This window comes from Arthrobacter sp. YAF16 (assembly GCF_052113385.1).
GTDB lineage: Bacteria > Actinomycetota > Actinomycetes > Actinomycetales > Micrococcaceae > Arthrobacter.
The window spans coordinates 1,321,939-1,337,950 of the sequence record NZ_JBFRDC010000001.1 but is presented as its reverse complement, the minus strand read 5'-3'; the positions used below and the strand labels follow the sequence as shown (position 1 = coordinate 1,337,950).

Genomic DNA, 16,012 nt, shown 5'->3' with positions numbered 1-16,012 from the left:
CCGGCTTCTCGCCAGCTACGGTGTGCTTCTCGACGGCGGTATTGCTGGCCTTACCGGCGGTGCCGTGGGAGTCCCCGGTCACTTCGGTGTCTGCGACAGTCGTGTCCAAAATTCTTCCAATCCTTGTTGTACTCGGCTGACGTCTTCCGGCGTCCCCATGAGTTCGAAACGATATAGGTGCGGGACCTGGCACTTGGCGGCGACGATGTCCCCGGCCATGCAGTAGTTGTCCCCAAAGTTCGTGTTGCCCGCCCCGATCACTCCACGGAGCTGTTGCCGGTTCCTCGGATCGTTCAGAAAGCGGATGACCTGCTTCGGAACCGATCCTTCTCCCCCGGTCCCCCCGTAGGTGGGAAGCACCAGCACGTAGGGCTCGGTCGCCACCAGCCCCGGTTCCCTCGCGTGGAGGGGGATGCGGGCGGCGTCGACACCCAGCTTCGCAACGAAGCGTTTGGTGTTCTCGGAGGTGGAGGAAAAGTAGATGAGGTGGCTGCTGGTGGTTCGGACCGGGTCCGGATCTCCGGCGCCTGCTGCCAGCGGCGTGTCAGCTGTTGCCGCTGTAACCGGTGCCATCGGAGTCACCTCATCTGACGTGCTTGTGCCGTGTGTTGGCTTTCAGGCGACCGCGACGGCGGCAGCCTGTGCCAGTTCTTCGATCTTGTCCGGGCGAAATCCGGACCAGTGATCCTGGTCGGTGACGACGACCGGGGCCTGCATGTAGCCCAGGGACTTGAGGCGCTCAAGGGCCTCGGCATCCTGGGAGATGTCGACGCTCTGGTAGGCGATGCCCTTCTTGTCGAGAGCGCGGTAGGTGGCGTTGCACTGCACGCAAGCCGGCTTCGTGTAAACCGTAACGGTCATGTCCTTCAGTCCCCTTTGTTGAAATCTGTGGTTCGTGTCCGGTGGGGCCTGACCGGAACAGGAATCCTTATCCGTTACTGGCCTCGCCCGGCGGTCTGCAACCGCTCCGCTCGAACTGTATGTCGATACTACATGTAGTGCAAGAGTCCCGCGCGGACCCCAAGATGATGTATTACAAGTATGTCATTTAACCCACTTTTAATCCACAGCCCAGGGCCTTCAAAATGTCCGGATTTCAGCCGTTTTCGAGGACGAAATCCACACCCTGTGGAGTACTTAGCCACAATTAACCGCCCCGCGTGTCGCATTTTGGACGGCGTGTCGCAGGTGCGTCGCAGCAGGCCGCGGAGTGGCACGAAGCACCACATCCAGTGGGCGAAGGCACAGCAAGAGCCACCCCGAGTGTCCGGACCGGGATGGACGGGTTTGGACCCGAGGCGGCGGCGCGCTGCCCTCGGCAGGCGGCGCCCGGCCGGGTCTAGTCCGCCGGACGCAGCGAGGTGATCATCTGCCGTAGCGAGTCGTACTCCTCGGTTCCCGTATAGGACTCCGGGGTGTCGACGTCGGGCGTGTCCCCCGGTGTCGTAAGGAGCGGATCGTAGACGCCGCTGAAGGCCGCCACGCCCGGCGGCCAGTTGAAGAACTGGAAAATCGGGCAGGCGCTGGGGCCGGCCGGCAGCGGTGCGGAGGTGATCCCGTAGGACAACGGGGCCGGCCTTGAGGGGTAGGACTCATGGTCGTCCCGGCCCTCGAACACAAAGCGCGGCTTTACACCGTTCCGGGCAAGAGCCGGCAGCTCCTGTGAGTCCATCAGGGCATAGGGCAACTTCCGGGTGCAGTTCGCCTTGGTCACAATGTTGGTCCGCAGGGTGGCGATCGACTTGCGGGCGCCGGTGAGGACTTCGATGAAGACTCCCCCGGGCGCTGCCTCGCGGGCCCGGTCCTTGACGGTCCAGTCCGGCGGGTAGTCGAACATAAGCGTGCCATCCGGCGTCGTGTAGGTCTTCCAGTCGGCCTGCCCTGTCGGCCGGGGTGAAGCCTGGGCCAACGGTTTCAGGCCCGGCTTCGAGCTTGCGGACGAGGCGGCCGGCGACGGTGTAGCTGTCCCGGTACCCGTTGGCGGGCCACTGGGGGAAGAACAGGACGCCAGCAGAAAAGCGACGCAAAACCCTACTGAAACTGCCCTGACGGACTGTGCGGACCGACGCATGGCGCCCTCCCCTTTTGGGTGCGACTACTCCATCCAAGTCTGCGTTGTCCCAGGCCAGGAACAAGGGTCTTTGGGCCTCCGGAGCGGAACGGGGCGGCCCAACACCGGCCCCGCCAACAGAAAACGGGGGCCGGCGAAGTCTCGCCAGCCCCCGCAGGGCCTCCGGCCGCAGCCGGAGGTCAATCTCCCGAAAGCTACCGCTTCAGGAGCGTGTTGCCATAGCCGGCGTCGCACTTGCCGTCGTGGATCACGCCCGTGCCCGGGGCAACCGCGTAGTTGCTGGCAGGGTTGAAGACGGCCGTACGGACGTTCGTCACCCGGCTGGCGCAGTTGTCGGCACCGTCAGCGCTCATGCTCTGGCCGCCGATCCACATGTCGATCCAGATGGTGGAGTTGGTCCCCTCCACGTTGGTGCCCTGGTGGCAGGGGCCGCCTTGGGGGTCGTCGCCGTCGCCGCAGCTGTCCTCGACGATAAAGTAGCGGCGCACGTCCGGAAGATAGATCCGGGTGCCGGCCGGGAAGTCCAGCACGTCCTTACCGGTGGCAGTGGAATGACCCACGGCGATGGTGATCGGGTCGTTGTAGGTGCCGGTGCCCCCGGCCGTGCTGTGCAGAATGGGGTGGCTGATCGTGGCTGAGCCCACCGGTGTGTTGTCGTACCAGGTGTACGCCGTCGTGTACGTGGTGTGGACAACCCGCTCGGAGGACGACGCCGGCACAACGGGTGCCGGGGCCGGCTTCGGAGCCACGGCCGGCACGGCGGGTGCGGCGGGAACAGTTACCGGCGTCTTTACTGCGGCTGCCGTTTTGGCTGCTGCAGCGGCTGCGGCTTTCTGAGCCGCGGCCTTCTGCGCTGCTGCCGCCTTGGCCTTCTTGGCGGCTACAGCTGCAACCTTGGCCTTCTCGGCAGCGGCCCGCTGCGAGGCGCCGACCTCGGCGGACGGCTTATCGGCAGCGGCCGAAACCTCAACGCCGGCGTTTGCCGCTCCGGAAGACTGGGCGGATGAATTGGAGGCGCCGGTTCCGGCGCCACACGCCGAGGTGGCGAGGAGGACCGAGAGCATGCCGGCGGCCAGCAGAGTATTTCTGCGCATGGAAAATAAAGCCTTTTCATGGGGTGCGGAAAACGGGCAGTCCCTGGGGATGGTTCCTGCCCGGAGTTGGTCACGGCATGCGGAGCGCTAAGACGCCTCGCCGAGGGGATTACCACACGCAAGAGCATTCTGGATGTTCTGTCGGGCGTGTGTACCAACCGGTAACCCAAACGTTACCTTGGCAAGCGCGGAGAGGCCAATCGACAGGGTCCTTTGACCTGTTTTCAAACTCGGAGCAGGAAATCAGCGGGCCTTCGGGGACGGTGACGTGGTGACGAGCTGATTGCCGTAGCCGCTATCGCACTTGCCGTCGTGGATCACACCCACCCCGGAAGCCACGACGTAGTTGTCCGCAGGGTGGAAGACGGCGGCCCGGACACCGGTTACCTGGTCCGCGCAGCGCCTGGCAAATGACTCGCTCTCCCCCTCGCCGCCAATCCAGACATCAAGCCAGCTGGATGCACCCCCGTGCCTGGCCGCCAGTGCGTGGCAGGGCCCGTCCTCCGGGGTGGGGCCGTCCCCGCAGGTGTCCTCCACGATGAAGTACCGGCGGACGTCGGGTAAGTAGATCCGGGTGCCGGCAGGGAAATCAAGGACATCCTGGCCTGTCTCCAGGGAGTGCCCGACGGCGATCGTCACCGGATCCGCGTAGGTCCCTGCCCCGCCCGCCTTTTTGTGCAGCACCGGGTGGCTGATGTCCGGGGAGCCCTCGGGCGTGTTGTCGAACCAGGTATAGGCCGTGATGTACGTGTCCGGGACGGCCGAGAGCCCCGATGACGAAGGAGAAGGCGGTGGCGACGGCGGCGCGCCCTCGCACGCGGCGGCAGCCAGGACAACCGACAGCAAGCCCGCGGCCAGTCCCATCTCTCTGCGCATTCGGCATCTGCCTCCACTAATTCGGACCACGTACCTAGAACGCTACCCGTCGGCCCGGCTGCGGCGATAGACGCAAGCTTCACCCGTCTCTCAGAGTCCGGCGGCACCCCAGTTGTGCCCCTCCGCGCTTACTCGACTCGTCGCCACCAATCGCGGTAGTCGGCCCCTCAAACCAAGTAGAACCACTCTTAAAACGCGGGTGTTTCCTACGCGTGTGTGACCCCATCGGGCGCTCCTAACCTCGAAGGCATAGGGGGACGCCGCGAACCGGCGGCTCCCGCGGCTTCAAGGGAGAGATCAGATGAGCGCCGATTTTTCCCTCCGCGAGTTGGCCGCCAATTCCGGGTTTGACCCCCGGGCACGAGCACTGGCGCTCACGCCCTGACTCCGGTCGGGACTTCATCACACCAGATTCCCTGTCGAGGCAATCCATGAAGAAAATATCCCCAGTTTCCGGCACTGCACCGGTCTTCTTCGATCCCAGTGGAAAACGGTGGCGACGCATCCTCGTCGCCCTGGTGGCGAGCGTGCTGTTGATCGTCCTGTCGGTCGTGTGGATCCTGCCCGCTGCCAGCGCCCCGGTATGGAAAGCAGCGGAGAACCAGTCCGTGGAGTATCCCCGGAAATTGCTGTCCACCCAGGATCTGCGCAACATTCCCCGAATCGGCCCTGAAGGCGGCTTCGCCTTCGACCGGATAGCGCTCATCGAGCGGCGAGGCGGCAAAGTCTTCCTCAAGGATCCCTTCAGCAACACCATCTGGAGGGAGGCCACCGCCGAGGAAATTGAGCTGATCGGCAACAGCCCCTACGCCATGGAAACTTTTGGGAAGCCGGCGGACCACACATTGATGTTGACCTTCGATGATGGGCCGGACCCGCGGAATACGCCGCAAATTCTGGATTTGCTGTCCAAAGAAGGCGTGCCGGCGACGTTCTTTACGGTTGGCGACAACATCGTCAAGTACCCGGATATCTTCCGCCGCATGACCCAGGAAGGTCATATGGTCGGAAACCACACGATGTCCCACATCGATTTCTGGGCTCACGACGACCTGTTTAACCGCCAGCAAATTATCGGGGCGGACCGGGTTATGCGCGCCGCAGACAACTATGGAACACGGCTGTTCCGGATCCCCACCGGAGACCCGGAGAACAACACATTGGCCCTCCTGCAATCCCAGCAGTTGGGGTTCCTCCACATCAACATGGACTTTGATACGCGTGACTGGTCCTACGCCCCCGGCGTTCCGATCAAGGCGCAGAAACTGGACGGACAAGGACACATTGTCCTGGTTCACGACGGCGGCGGTGATCGCAGCGCAACGATCGAAATGCTGAAGACTTTCATCCCGCAGGCAAAAGCGATGGGTTACACCTTCACCACGGTCGAGCCGCTGCTTCCGCCCGAATACATTCCCCAGTCGGACGCCAAGGCCGCCGTGGAGGACGATGCGACCCTGGCCGCGATGACGACGTATCTAGTGACTCCGAACGTGGTCCTCACCTGGCTTTTCTGGTTCGGAATCGGCTCACTGACCGTCCTGACGTTCCTCTACGTGGTCCTCGCCGTCATCAACAATCAGCGGCAGAAGAAACGTCTTTGGGCGGACGTCAAGGAGGAAGAGTGGCCGTTCGTCAGCGTCGTCCTGCCGGTGTTCAACGAAGAACTTGTCGTGGCCAAAACATTGGATGCCCTTAGAGCCAGCGACTACCCCCGGATGGAAGTCGTCGCCATTAATGACGGCTCTACCGACGGCACTTTGGCGGTTCTTTCCGAATACGCCCAGACCTGGCCGCAACTGCGCGTCATCGACCAGCCCAACGGCGGAAAGTCCGCCGCCAGTAACCACGGAATAGCCCAGTCCCGCGGAGAAATTGTGGTCACCCTCGACGGTGACACGCTGTTTGAACCCCAGACCATCAAGATGTTTGCCCGCCATTTCCTGGCGCCGCGCAACGGCAAGATCGTCGGAGCAGTCGCCGGGCACGTGAAAGTCGGAAACCGCCGCAATCTCCTGACTGCCTGGCAAAGCCTTGAATATCTCTCCGGCATCTGCGTCACCCGAATGGCGGAGGGCCTGATGGGAGCGATCTCGATTGTCCCGGGCGCCTGCGCAGCCTGGCGGCGGGAGGCACTCATCCAGGCAGGCGGCTACTCTCACGACACGCTCGCAGAGGATGCTGACCTCACCCTCTCCCTGCAGCGGCTCGGCTACAGCATCGTGCAGGAGAACTCCGCCGTGGCATGGACGGAAGCGCCCATGACCCTGCGGGGATTGTTCAAGCAGCGGCTCCGCTGGACTTATGGCAACATCCAGACGCTCTACAAGCACCGCTCGATGCTCTTCAATCCCCGGTTCGGCGCCCTCGGCATGCTGACCATGCCCTACGCCCTGATCTCGGTGCTGGTTCCGCTGGTCTTCATGCCCCTGACGGTCATTGTGGCTGTGACCAGCCTGGCCCGCGGCGAATGGCAGGCCGTCGCCGCGTTCTCGGTGTTCGTCGCCGCAACCCACATGATCATCTCGATAGTGGCCGTGCTGATGGTCCATGAGAGCCCGATGCACCTCCTCATGGTCCCCATCTACCGGCTCATCTACGAACCCCTCCGCGCCTACGTGGTGTTCGGGTCCGCGATTCTGGCCCTGCGGGGCACCGCCGTCGGCTGGTACAGGCCCGAACGCACCAACAGCGTCCTGATGCCGACGGGCCAGGCAAAACTGGGTGCCCTCGCCCCGGCGCATGCGGACCAGCTGGCCCCGTTGTAGCCTAGGGCCGTTGGCGGGATCCGTGGCGAAGAAAGGGACGGCCCTCGTGGCGGACGGAGGAAGCATTCATGCAAAGACGGAATAGGCCCCGCTCCCGCAGCCGGAGCGGGGTCCTCGCCACCTCCGCCGTAGTGTTGGCGGTCGCCGCTTGTTCTCCGGCACCGCCGACCAACTACGGACAGGAGCCGCGCAGGAGCCAGTCCGCGCCGGCCCCTCAGTGGTTCGGCGGCTACCTCGACGTCACGCTCCTCCCGAGCCTGCGCCTACAGGACACGGCACTTCACGGAGCCGCCACCACGGTTCTGTCCTTTGTTGGCGCACATCCGAAAAATACCTGCCAACCCTCCTGGGACGGCGTACACACGCTTGACCAGGCCGGCGCCAAGCTGAGCGTGGACGACCAGATCAAATCATTCCGCAAGGCCGGCAATGACATAGCTGTCTCTTTCGGAGGACAGCTCGGCAAGGAGCTCGCCGAAACCTGCACCGACCTCGCCGCGCTGGTGAAGGCCTACGCGGCGGTCATCACCAAGTACGGACTCGACACCCTGGACTTCGACATAGAAGGCGCGGGCTTGAGCGATCAGGCCGCGGCAACACGACGTGCCGCGGCCGCCGCGAAGCTTCAGGCCGACAGTCCTGCCGTCAACCCTTTGAAGGTCTGGCTGACCCTTCCCGTGTCGATGCAGGGCCTGACGACGGATGGCGAAAAGTCCGTGACAGCCATGCTGGACGCCGGAGTCGAACTCGCCGGCGTCAACATCATGGTGATGGACTTTGAACCGCTCGCGCCTGGCCAGACGATGCTCGCCGCGGCAAAAAGCGCTGCCGAGGCTACCCACCAGACTCTGGGTGCACTGTACAAGCAAGCCGGCAAGCCGCTCGACGATGCGGCGTTGTGGCAGCGGATCGGGCTCACCCCGATGATCGGGGTGAACGATGTGAAAGGCCAGGTCTTCACCCTCGCGGACGCCGAAGGCCTGAACAGCTTCGCCGCGGAACGCGGCATCGGGCGGATGTCCATGTGGTCGCTGAACCGGGACATCGCCTGCACTTCCGCCAGCCGGCCCGAAGAAGGCAGCAGCGCTTCCAGCAACTGCAGCGGCGTGCAGCAGGCGCCCGGGATGTTTGCGAAGCTGCTGGCCAAGTCCTTCTAGGGTGGAGCTGCCGGAACTGTTACTCCGGCCGGCTGCAGAGGATCTGTTCCACGCCCATCCGGCTCTCCGCGAAGCTGCGCAGTGCGCCCACCAGGTACAGCCGCCATACCCGGGCAATCTCCTCACCCATCATCGCGACGGCGGCGTCGTGGTTCTGCTCGAACCGCGCGTACCAGGCCTCAAGGGTGCGGACGTAGTCGCGGCGCATCGCCTCGACGGCCTCGACCTCAAGACCGGCGCCCTCCAGGAACCCCAGCGTCTCCCCGACCGGGCGCATATGCATGTCCGGGGCGATGAACGACTCGATGAACGGCCCTCCCCCGGGATGCTTGCCGCGACGGGACATCTGCTGCACCAGGACGCGGCCGCCGGGGACCACGTTGTTGAAAAGTGCGGCGGCGTAGATGGGGTAGTTACGCTGCCCCACGTGCTCGCCCATCTCGAGCGATGCCACGGCGTCGAACGGGCCGTCCGGGATCTCGCGGTAGTCCTGCACCCGGATGTCTGCCCGGCCCTCCAGCCCTCGCTCCTTGATCCGCGCGTCGATGAACGCCTTCTGCTCGACCGACAGGGTGACACCGACGACGTCGACGCCGTAGTGCTGCGCCGCATGCAGGCTCAGCGATCCCCAGCCGCAGCCGATATCGAGCAGCCGCATCCCCGGCTTCAGCCCGATCTTGCGGCAGACCAGATCCAGCTTGTCCCGCTGGGCGTCCTCGAGCCCATACCCTGGGGCGGCGTTCCCGCGGGAATCCATCCAGTAGCCGCTGGAATACGCCATCTGCGGGTCCAGGATCAGCGCGTAAAAGTCGTTGCTGAGGTCGTAGTGGTGGCTGATGGCGGCGCGGTCACGGATCAGGCTGTGCAGCCGGCCCTTCACCCGGGCCTGGCTGGCCGGCGGTTCGGGCGGCGCGCCCAAGGCGCCGGCAGCCTTAGCGATCCGGCCGACGCCGGCCAGAATGGACGGGGTGGGCCGGACGCCGGACAGGCCGCGGTCCCGGACCACCTTCCAGAGGTGCTCAAGCGCCGAGTTCAGGTCGCCGTCGACGTCGAGTTCCCCGGTGACGTAAGCCTGCGCGGCACCCAGCTCCCCCGGCGCCCAGAGCAGCCGGCGGATGGCATCCGGGGAGTTGAGCCGCACCACCGGAGCCCCGGCCGGACCAGCCTCGCTGCCGTCCCACACGACGAGCCGGACGGGGAGTTCACCGCCGACCACCGGGCGAAGGACGTCAGCGATCATGGTTGCAAGCGCCGCCGTCATCCTGCGGTCCGCTCGCTGGAAACCTTGGCCGCTGCCTTACCGGCGGCAGTCTTGCTGGAAACCTTGTCCAGCACGATCTGCTGCACGTCCAGGTAACCGGTCTCAAAGCCGGCGCGGGAGTAGCACAGGTAGAACAGCCACATCCGCTGGAAGATTTCGTCGAACCCGAGGGCGCGGACGTCCTCCGCGCGGGCCATGAAGCGTTCCTCCCAGAGCCGCAGGGTCTGGGCGTAGTGTTCGCCCATGGCGAGTCGTTCGCGGACCCGGAGCCCGGTCTGCTTCTCGGTGATCTCCTCGATCGCCCGGACCGAGGGAATGACGCCGCCCGGGAAGATGTACTTGTGCACCCAGGTGTAGCTGGTCCGGGTGGCGATCAACCGGTCGTGGCCGATAGTGATGGCCTGGATGGCGACCTTGCCGCCGGGGGCCAGCACGCGCTCGATCGTCTGGAAGTAGGTGGCCCAGTACTCGTAGCCGACCGCCTCGATCATCTCCACGGAGACGACGGCGTCGTACTCGCCTTCCACGGCGCGGTAATCCTTGAGCTCGATCGTGACGGCGTCGGCGTAGCCTGCTTCGGCCACGCGCTGTCGCGCCAGTTCCTGCTGCTCGCTGGAGAGGGTCACGGAGTAGACCGTCGCCCCGCGGGCCGCGGCCCGGAGGGCAAGTTCACCCCAGCCGGTGCCGATTTCCAGCACGCGGGTTCCCTCCGTGACACCGGCCTTGTCCAGCAGCCGGTCGATCTTCGCCTGCTGCGCGGCGGCCAGGCCGTCCCAGGCAACATTCCGCAACGCGTCGCCGCTCTCCGGGAAGAGGGCGCTGGAGTAGGTCATGGTGCTGTCCAGGAACGTGGCAAAGAGCTCGTTGGACAGGTCGTAGTGCCGGGAGATGTTGGAGCGGGTGTTCTGCTCCGTGTTCCGCTCGGTGCGCGGCGTCCGGGGCAGGTACAGGCCGCGGAGCTTCTGCAACGGCTCAGGTACGAGTGTTCCGGCCCGGGCCGCGAAGACCTCCATCACGGCGGTCAGGTCGTCCGCGTCCCAGTCCCCGGCCATGTAGGACTCACCAAGGCCGATCAGTCCGCCGTCGCCGAGCCGGGCAGCGAATGCCTCCGGACGGTTCATCGTCATCACCGGGAAGGACTGGCCCGGCCCGGCCTGGCCGGATGCCGCCCTCCCGAGGACGGAGCCGTCGGGGTAGCGCACCTCCAGCGGGAGGCGGCGCACCGCGGCACGGAAGATCGCATCGGCGGCCTTCCCCGCCAGCCGGGCCTTGAGGCTGGAGGGCACGGCCGCGATGCTGGGCCAGATCGTGGCGTCGATAGCCGCCGGCGGCTGCGGAACCGTGTAGGGCACCGGCGGGTTCGCGGATGTGTTCGTCTGCGCCGTGTTCGCCTGCGTGGTGTTCGTCTGCGCAGGCTGGGACCCGGTCGCTTCGGTCATGGTCACTGGACTGCCTCCTGTGAGGGGTGGTGTGGTCTTTTGATGATGGGCAACCGACGTGCCCAAAGCTTGATTCCCTGCCAGCGGATCTGCGCGGCCACCCGCAGCGGCGCCAGCGGGACGGCGAGCGCCGCGGCCAGGATGTTCGGCACGGTGGCGTCGCGGCGGCTGCCGTCCACGGTCGCGACGAACGGCTTCTGCCCGTCCCGCTCCAGGACAATCGAGACGGCGAGCCGCTCGGCGGGTTCCGGCAGCTTCATCCGGTACTGGCCGTCGACGTCGTTGAACGGCGAGACGTAGAACGCCTTGGGTACGGTGGCCCGTCCGGCGTCGTCGGTCTCCAGCAGGTAGCAGTGCCGTTCCCCGTACGTGTTGTGGACCTCGGCGACGACGCAGCGCAGCTCCCCCGCGCCGTCGTGGCACCAGAACAGGCTGAGCGGGTTGAAGACGTGGCCGAAGACGCGCGCGCTGGCCAGCATGGTGATCCGCCCGCCGTCGAGCTCAATGTTCTGGGTGGCGAGATAACGTTCGACGTTGCCGCGCAGCGTTCCGTCCGGGTCACCGAGGTGGTCGGCAACGCAGAAGCTGGCCAGCGGGGCGAGCCAGCGCGGCAGGCTGGGGAGGGAATCGACGTCGACATACCAGCTGTAGCTGCGGTAAGTGAAGGCATTGTGCAGCGGGGTGCGGCGCACGTGCGCGATCGACGTGCGGTAAATGGCTGCCTGACTGCTCATGCCCCCTCCTGGGCAGCCGCCTGCAAGGAAGCCGCCTTCACCTCGGCAACACCGGCGGGTTCCCACTCGCGTCCCAGCTTCCCTGCGGCGCGGACGCCGGAGAGGGCGCCGTCCTCATGGAAGCCCCAGCCGTGGTAGGCGCCGGCGAACGCCAGGCTGCCGTCGCCAAGGCCCAGGATCTGCTGCTGGGCGCGCAGTGAATCCGGCGTGTACTGCGGGTGTTCGTAGACCATCTGCTCCAGGACGGTGCCGTCTCCAATCAGCTCCGACTCGCCCAGGCTGACGATGTAACGCTTACCGTCCGCCGGTTCCAGACGCTGCAGGCGGGTCATGTCGTAGCTGACCAGGACCCGGTCGGGGCGGGCGTCGCACGAGGGCAGCCGGTAGTTCCAGGACGCCTTGGCATTGTCGCTGGCGGGCAGCACGGCGTCGTCGCGGTGGAAGACCGTGTGGTTGACCGAGTAGGGCATGCCGGCCAGGGCTTCGCGCTCGGCGGCAGTGGCGTCCTCGAGCATCCGCAGCGCCTGCGCCGGATGGGTGGCGATCACGACGGCGTCGAACTGCTCGGTGCTCTCCCCGGTGGTGACTTCCACCCCGCCGGCGTGGCGGCGGACCCGTGTGACCGGGCTGGAGAGGCGGATGTCCGGCAGAGTCGCGGCGACTTTATCCACGTAGCTGCGCGAGCCGCCGGTGACCGTGCGCCATTGCGGGGAGCCCTTCACCCCGAGCAGCCCGTGGTGGCCGAGGAAGGTGAAGAGGTAGCGGGCCGGGTAGGCCAGGGCGGTGGTGGGGTCGCACGACCACACTGCGCTGACCACGGGGGTCATGAAGTGGACGACGAAGTAGCTGCTGAACTTCTCCCGGTCCAGGAACTCGCCGAGGGTCAGCTCGGGCGCAGCCGTGCCGGTGCCGGTGGCGGCGTCGGCCTCGGCCAGCAGGGCCCGGGCCCGGCGGTAGAAGCGGGTGACCTCCAGCAGCATCAGCAGGTAGCGGCCGCGCAGCAGGGTGGAGGGCCTCGGGATGATGCCCCGCGCGCCGCCCCGGGCGCCCGCGTATTCCAGTCCGCAGCCGTCGCAGCGGATGGACATGCTCATTTCCGATTCCTGGGTCTGCACGCCCAGTTCCTTGAACAGCCGCAGCAGGGTGGGGTAGGTCCGGTTGTTGTGGACGATGAAGCCGGTGTCGATCCCCAGGACGGAGCCGTCGGCCTGGCCGACGTCGTGCGTGTGGGCGTGGCCCCCAAGCCGTGCATCCGCTTCGAACACCGTCACGTGGTCGCGCCGGTTCAGGACGTAGGCGGCGGTCAGTCCGGCCACCCCGCTTCCGATCACGGCGACGCGCCGTCCGTCCGGGATGCTTGATGCTTGCTGCACTGGTCTGCTCCTGTTGCTTCGCCTGAATCGTCCTGGTGGACCGTCTTATGGGCAATTCGTAACCGCGGGGCGGCCGGATGAGTCCGATTTCCCAGCGGCCGCCTGCACACCAATGTGCCAGAATGAAGCGGGATTTCGCTCCCGCCTCACCGTAACCACCGAAGGGCCGCCCTTGATCAACCCCGTGCACCTCCGAACGCTCGTGGAAGTGGTCCGGCTGGGCTCGTTCGCGGCGGCCGCCACGCGGCTGGGCTACACCGCCTCGGCGGTGTCGCAGCAGATGTCAGCCCTGGAGCGGGACACCGGGGTGGCCCTGTTTCAGCGCTCGGCTCGCAGCATCAACCCGACGGAGGCCGCTGTCGTGATGACCCGGCATGCGGCCAAGGTCCTCACCGACATCGACGCGCTGATGGCGGCGGCGGCCCGGACCCACGACAGTGCCAGCCAGGAACTCCGGCTCGGCATCTTCCCCAGCCTGGCCACGTACGTCCTCCCCCGGATCCTGCAGAATCCGGCGTGGAAGAAGCTGGGCATCGAACTGCGGGTCTCCGTGGCCGAGCCGGGCCAGACCATCCAGGGGCTGCGCACCGGCGGCGAGCTCGACGTCGCGCTGGTCTACCAGGTGGGCCAGTCCGGCCTCGCCTGGCCGCATACGGTGAACCGGCAGTGGATCGGCGACGACGACTTCCGGGTGGTGCTGCCCGCGGCCTGGGGCATCGGCCCCGAATCCAAGGTGGCGGCCGACCACCTTTCCGACATGCCCTGGATCATGCACCACCCCGGCACCTCCGACGCCACAGTGATCGAACGGCTCTTCGCCAGCTGCAACCTGCACCCGCGCGTAGTGGCCTACAGCGACGATTTCCACGCCAGCCTGGAAATGGCCGCTGCCGGCCTGGGCGCGGCCTTGGTCCCCGAGCTGGCCTTGCTGCACCGGCCGGCCGGCGTGGTGGTGCTGGATGTCCCCGAGATCCGGCTGGCCCGCAACGTCTTCGCGCTGCTGCCCAAGGAGAAGCAGACGGCCCAGGTCCAGCTGTTCGTGGAACTGCTGGCCGACACGCTCCACAAACTCGGAACCACGCGCCGGGACTGAGCGCTAGGACCGGCCCGGCTTCTCCGCCGGCTTCCGGGACTTCCGGGACTTTCCGGTCTTCCCGGCCGGCGCCACGAGCGTGCTGATGATCCGGTGCTTCGCCCTTGTGTACGGCGGATAGATCAGCGCCAGGGTGTCCGGCCAGAGCGGTTTGGAGAGCGTGGAGCGCTCGTGCGAGAACGTCCGCAGCGAGTGTTCGCCGTGGTAGGCGCCCATGCCGCTGCCGCCCACCCCGCCGAAGGGCAGCCCGGGAACGGTCAGGTGCGCGGCCGGCACGTCGAAGCACAGCGCCCCCGAGGAGGTCTGTTCGGCGAACGCCCGGCGCGTGTCGGCGTCGTTGCTGAACACATACAGGGCCAGCGGCTTGGCTCCGGCGTTGATCGTCCGAATCGCCTCGTCCCGGCCGCTGACCGGCACCAGCGGCAACAACGGGCCGAAGATCTCCTCCCCCATCACGGCATCCCCGGGCGCCGGGCGCAGCAGCGTCGGAGCGAAGTGCCGGCTGCCGGCGTCGCGCTCACCGCCGTGGACCACCGTGCTGCTGTCCGCGAGCCCCGCGAGCCGGGCGAAGTGCCGGTCATTGACGATCCGGCCGTAGGACTGGCTCCGCGCGGAATCCGTGCCGAACAGCGCATTGATGGCCTTGACCAGCTCGCGTTCCAGCGGCACCAAGACGTCCTCCGTGGCCAGAATGTAGTCGGGAGCGACACACGTCTGCCCGGCATTCATGAACCTGCCCCAGGCGATCCGTTTGGCGGCGCCGGCCAGGTCCGTGGAGGCATCCACATACACCGGGGACTTGCCGCCCAGTTCCAGGGTCACCGGCGTCAGGTGCTCGGCTGCGGCGCGGAGCACCACCTTGGCCGCGGCCTCGCCCCCGGTGAAGAAGATGTGGTCGAAGCGCTCCGCCAGCAGCGCCGTGGTCTCGGGGATGCCGCCCTCGACCACCTGGGCCGCGCCGGGCAGGTATTCCGGAATCCAGCGGGCCAGGGCGGCGGAGGTGGCGGGGGCGTGCTCACTGGGCTTGAGCACCACGGCGTTCCCCGCGGCCAGGGCGCCGGCCAGCGGGGCGAGCAGCAGCTGCAGCGGGTAGTTCCACGGGCCGATCACCAGGACCACGCCCAGCGGGGTGAGTTCGGTCCAGGCCTTCGCCGGCTGGACCGCCAGCGGGACGGACACCGGCCGCCGCCGCAGCCAGGCTTCGAGGTGCTTCTCCAGATGCGCGGCTTCCGCCGTGACAAACCCGATTTCCGTTAGCTGCGCCTCGGTTTCGTGTTTGCCCAGGTCGCGGGCCAGTGCGGCGGCAAACTCCCGGCGCCGCTCGATGAGCATCCGCCGCAGGTTGCCGAGCTGCTCCAGCCGCCACGCCAGCGGGCGGGTGGTTCCGCTGTCAAAAAAATCTCGGGCGCGGGCAACGGTGGCGGCAACTGTTTGCATCCGATCAATGTACCGTTCCCCTGCCGGTGTTCAGGGGCGGTATCGGATAAATGCCGGCCAATGCTGGAACGGACCCGTATTCAGGACTATGTTGAAGACATGAGCAAGGTAGCGAGCCAGCACTTTGGAGAGATCGAGCTCAACCACGGGCGTGACCATAATTTCGCTGCGAAGCACGAACTTGCCGGCCAACCCCTGGAGCTTGACCTGAATGTCAACGCGCATGACCATTTCGACGAGGCGGCCATGCACAAGGTTGACTACCGGCTGCGCTTCCTGCCCGAGCTTGTGGACCAGGTCCGCGAAATGATCGCCGAGGAGTTGGAGCAGGAAGGCACCAGCCCGCAGGAATACCTCCGCTTCCACTGCAACGCCATCAAGCCCGAGCACCTGCAGCAGGTCTTCGGCGTCACGGACAAGTCACAGCTGACCAACCAGGTCTTCCTCAAGGCCCTGAAGCTCGGCCACGTCGGCATCTACCCGGGCCAGCCGGAGCGCTACTTCGTCCTCGACTTCACCCTGGGCGCGCACTTCTCCGACGAGGTCCTGGTGGCCTCCGCGGACGAGGACGGCGTGGTTGACGACGAGATCCTCTGGGAATCCTGAATCTGTTGTTCCGCAGCGGCCCTTCTGAGCGCTGACAGGGGCCCCTGCTCAGCAGCCGATGGGACAAACGTACGACGGCGGCCGGCCACCTAGGAAGGTGGCC

General features: G+C 66.3%; 14 protein-coding genes. 4 read left to right on the top strand and 10 right to left on the bottom strand.

Translation table 11 applies throughout. The features are described 5' to 3' along the window. Window positions 1-78: 78 nt before the first annotated feature. The 5 genes from nrdI to AB4Y91_RS06230 form a co-directional block, all read right to left on the bottom strand. Entirely contained in the window at window positions 79-573 is a 495-nt protein-coding gene (gene nrdI / locus AB4Y91_RS06250) for a class Ib ribonucleoside-diphosphate reductase assembly flavoprotein NrdI (protein WP_441417599.1), read from the bottom strand. A 42-nt stretch (window positions 574-615) separates the two neighbouring features. Then, window positions 616-861, bottom strand: coding sequence for a glutaredoxin-like protein NrdH (nrdH, locus tag AB4Y91_RS06245; RefSeq protein WP_018773329.1), 246 nt, complete (start codon window positions 859-861; stop codon window positions 616-618). A gap of 478 nt (window positions 862-1,339) precedes the next feature. Beyond that, window positions 1,340-1,837 carry a hypothetical protein gene (locus AB4Y91_RS06240; RefSeq protein WP_441417598.1) on the bottom strand — a complete coding sequence of 166 codons (498 nt, stop codon included), beginning with the start codon at window positions 1,835-1,837 and terminating at the stop codon, window positions 1,340-1,342. Window positions 1,838-2,265: 428 nt separating this feature from the next. Further along, on the bottom strand, window positions 2,266-3,165 hold the full coding sequence (locus AB4Y91_RS06235) for a hypothetical protein (protein WP_441417597.1): 900 nt from the start codon (window positions 3,163-3,165) through the stop codon (window positions 2,266-2,268). Between the two features lie 243 nt (window positions 3,166-3,408). After that, window positions 3,409-4,041 (bottom strand): hypothetical protein, encoded by a 633-nt coding sequence (locus AB4Y91_RS06230; RefSeq protein ID WP_441417596.1) that lies wholly within the window; start codon window positions 4,039-4,041, stop codon window positions 3,409-3,411. A 431-nt stretch (window positions 4,042-4,472) separates the two neighbouring features. On the opposite strand from AB4Y91_RS06230, the gene AB4Y91_RS06225 reads away from it, so the two are divergent. Together AB4Y91_RS06225 and AB4Y91_RS06220 are read left to right on the top strand one after the other, a co-directional pair. Further along, window positions 4,473-6,809, top strand: coding sequence for a bifunctional polysaccharide deacetylase/glycosyltransferase family 2 protein (locus AB4Y91_RS06225; protein WP_441417595.1), 2,337 nt, complete (start codon window positions 4,473-4,475; stop codon window positions 6,807-6,809). Window positions 6,810-6,877: 68 nt separating this feature from the next. Then, window positions 6,878-7,966, top strand: coding sequence for a chitinase (locus tag AB4Y91_RS06220; protein WP_441417594.1), 1,089 nt, complete (start codon window positions 6,878-6,880; stop codon window positions 7,964-7,966). Between the two features lie 19 nt (window positions 7,967-7,985). Here the strand turns inward: AB4Y91_RS06220 and AB4Y91_RS06215 are convergent, their stop codons facing one another. The 4 genes from AB4Y91_RS06215 to AB4Y91_RS06200 are packed head-to-tail and all read right to left on the bottom strand — an operon-like array spanning window position 7,986 to window position 12,773. Continuing rightward, window positions 7,986-9,227 (bottom strand): class I SAM-dependent methyltransferase, encoded by a 1,242-nt coding sequence (locus AB4Y91_RS06215; RefSeq protein WP_441417593.1) that lies wholly within the window; start codon window positions 9,225-9,227, stop codon window positions 7,986-7,988. Next, window positions 9,224-10,672, bottom strand: a complete 1,449-nt coding sequence (locus AB4Y91_RS06210; RefSeq protein ID WP_441417592.1) for a class I SAM-dependent methyltransferase — start codon at window positions 10,670-10,672, stop codon at window positions 9,224-9,226. Before AB4Y91_RS06210 ends, AB4Y91_RS06215 begins: the two co-directional genes overlap by 4 nt. Beyond that, a complete protein-coding gene (locus tag AB4Y91_RS06205) occupies window positions 10,669-11,400 on the bottom strand; it encodes a DUF1365 domain-containing protein (RefSeq protein ID WP_441417591.1) in 732 nt (243 codons plus the stop codon). Before AB4Y91_RS06205 ends, AB4Y91_RS06210 begins: the two co-directional genes overlap by 4 nt. Then, window positions 11,397-12,773 carry an NAD(P)/FAD-dependent oxidoreductase gene (locus AB4Y91_RS06200; RefSeq protein ID WP_441417590.1) on the bottom strand — a complete coding sequence of 459 codons (1,377 nt, stop codon included), beginning with the start codon at window positions 12,771-12,773 and terminating at the stop codon, window positions 11,397-11,399. The genes AB4Y91_RS06205 and AB4Y91_RS06200 overlap by 4 nt, the downstream gene beginning before the upstream one ends. 172 nt (window positions 12,774-12,945) lie before the next feature. On the opposite strand from AB4Y91_RS06200, the gene AB4Y91_RS06195 reads away from it, so the two are divergent. After that, window positions 12,946-13,866, top strand: a complete 921-nt coding sequence (locus tag AB4Y91_RS06195; RefSeq protein ID WP_441417589.1) for a LysR family transcriptional regulator — start codon at window positions 12,946-12,948, stop codon at window positions 13,864-13,866. 3 nt (window positions 13,867-13,869) lie between these two features. On the opposite strand, the gene AB4Y91_RS06190 is transcribed toward AB4Y91_RS06195, so the two are convergent. Further along, window positions 13,870-15,303 (bottom strand): aldehyde dehydrogenase family protein, encoded by a 1,434-nt coding sequence (locus AB4Y91_RS06190; protein WP_441417588.1) that lies wholly within the window; start codon window positions 15,301-15,303, stop codon window positions 13,870-13,872. Window positions 15,304-15,402: 99 nt separating this feature from the next. Between AB4Y91_RS06190 and AB4Y91_RS06185 the strand changes: the two genes are divergently transcribed. After that, window positions 15,403-15,909 carry a DUF2004 domain-containing protein gene (locus tag AB4Y91_RS06185; protein ID WP_441417587.1) on the top strand — a complete coding sequence of 169 codons (507 nt, stop codon included), beginning with the start codon at window positions 15,403-15,405 and terminating at the stop codon, window positions 15,907-15,909. Window positions 15,910-16,012: the final 103 nt, after the last annotated feature.

Bases quoted from the DNA above. Each gene is read 5' to 3' on its own strand.
- nrdI (WP_441417599.1), bottom strand. From the start codon at position 573: ATGGCACCGGTTACAGCGGCAACAGCTGACACGCCGCTGGCAGCAGGC.
- nrdH (WP_018773329.1), bottom strand. From the start codon at position 861: ATGACCGTTACGGTTTACACGAAGCCGGCTTGCGTGCAGTGCAACGCC.
- AB4Y91_RS06240 (WP_441417598.1), bottom strand. From the start codon at position 1,837: ATGTTCGACTACCCGCCGGACTGGACCGTCAAGGACCGGGCCCGCGAG.
- AB4Y91_RS06235 (WP_441417597.1), bottom strand. From the start codon at position 3,165: ATGCGCAGAAATACTCTGCTGGCCGCCGGCATGCTCTCGGTCCTCCTC.
- AB4Y91_RS06230 (WP_441417596.1), bottom strand. From the start codon at position 4,041: ATGCGCAGAGAGATGGGACTGGCCGCGGGCTTGCTGTCGGTTGTCCTG.
- AB4Y91_RS06225 (WP_441417595.1), top strand. From the start codon at position 4,473: ATGAAGAAAATATCCCCAGTTTCCGGCACTGCACCGGTCTTCTTCGAT.
- AB4Y91_RS06220 (WP_441417594.1), top strand. From the start codon at position 6,878: ATGCAAAGACGGAATAGGCCCCGCTCCCGCAGCCGGAGCGGGGTCCTC.
- AB4Y91_RS06215 (WP_441417593.1), bottom strand. From the start codon at position 9,227: ATGACGGCGGCGCTTGCAACCATGATCGCTGACGTCCTTCGCCCGGTG.
- AB4Y91_RS06205 (WP_441417591.1), bottom strand. From the start codon at position 11,400: ATGAGCAGTCAGGCAGCCATTTACCGCACGTCGATCGCGCACGTGCGC.
- AB4Y91_RS06190 (WP_441417588.1), bottom strand. From the start codon at position 15,303: ATGCAAACAGTTGCCGCCACCGTTGCCCGCGCCCGAGATTTTTTTGAC.
- AB4Y91_RS06185 (WP_441417587.1), top strand. From the start codon at position 15,403: ATGAGCAAGGTAGCGAGCCAGCACTTTGGAGAGATCGAGCTCAACCAC.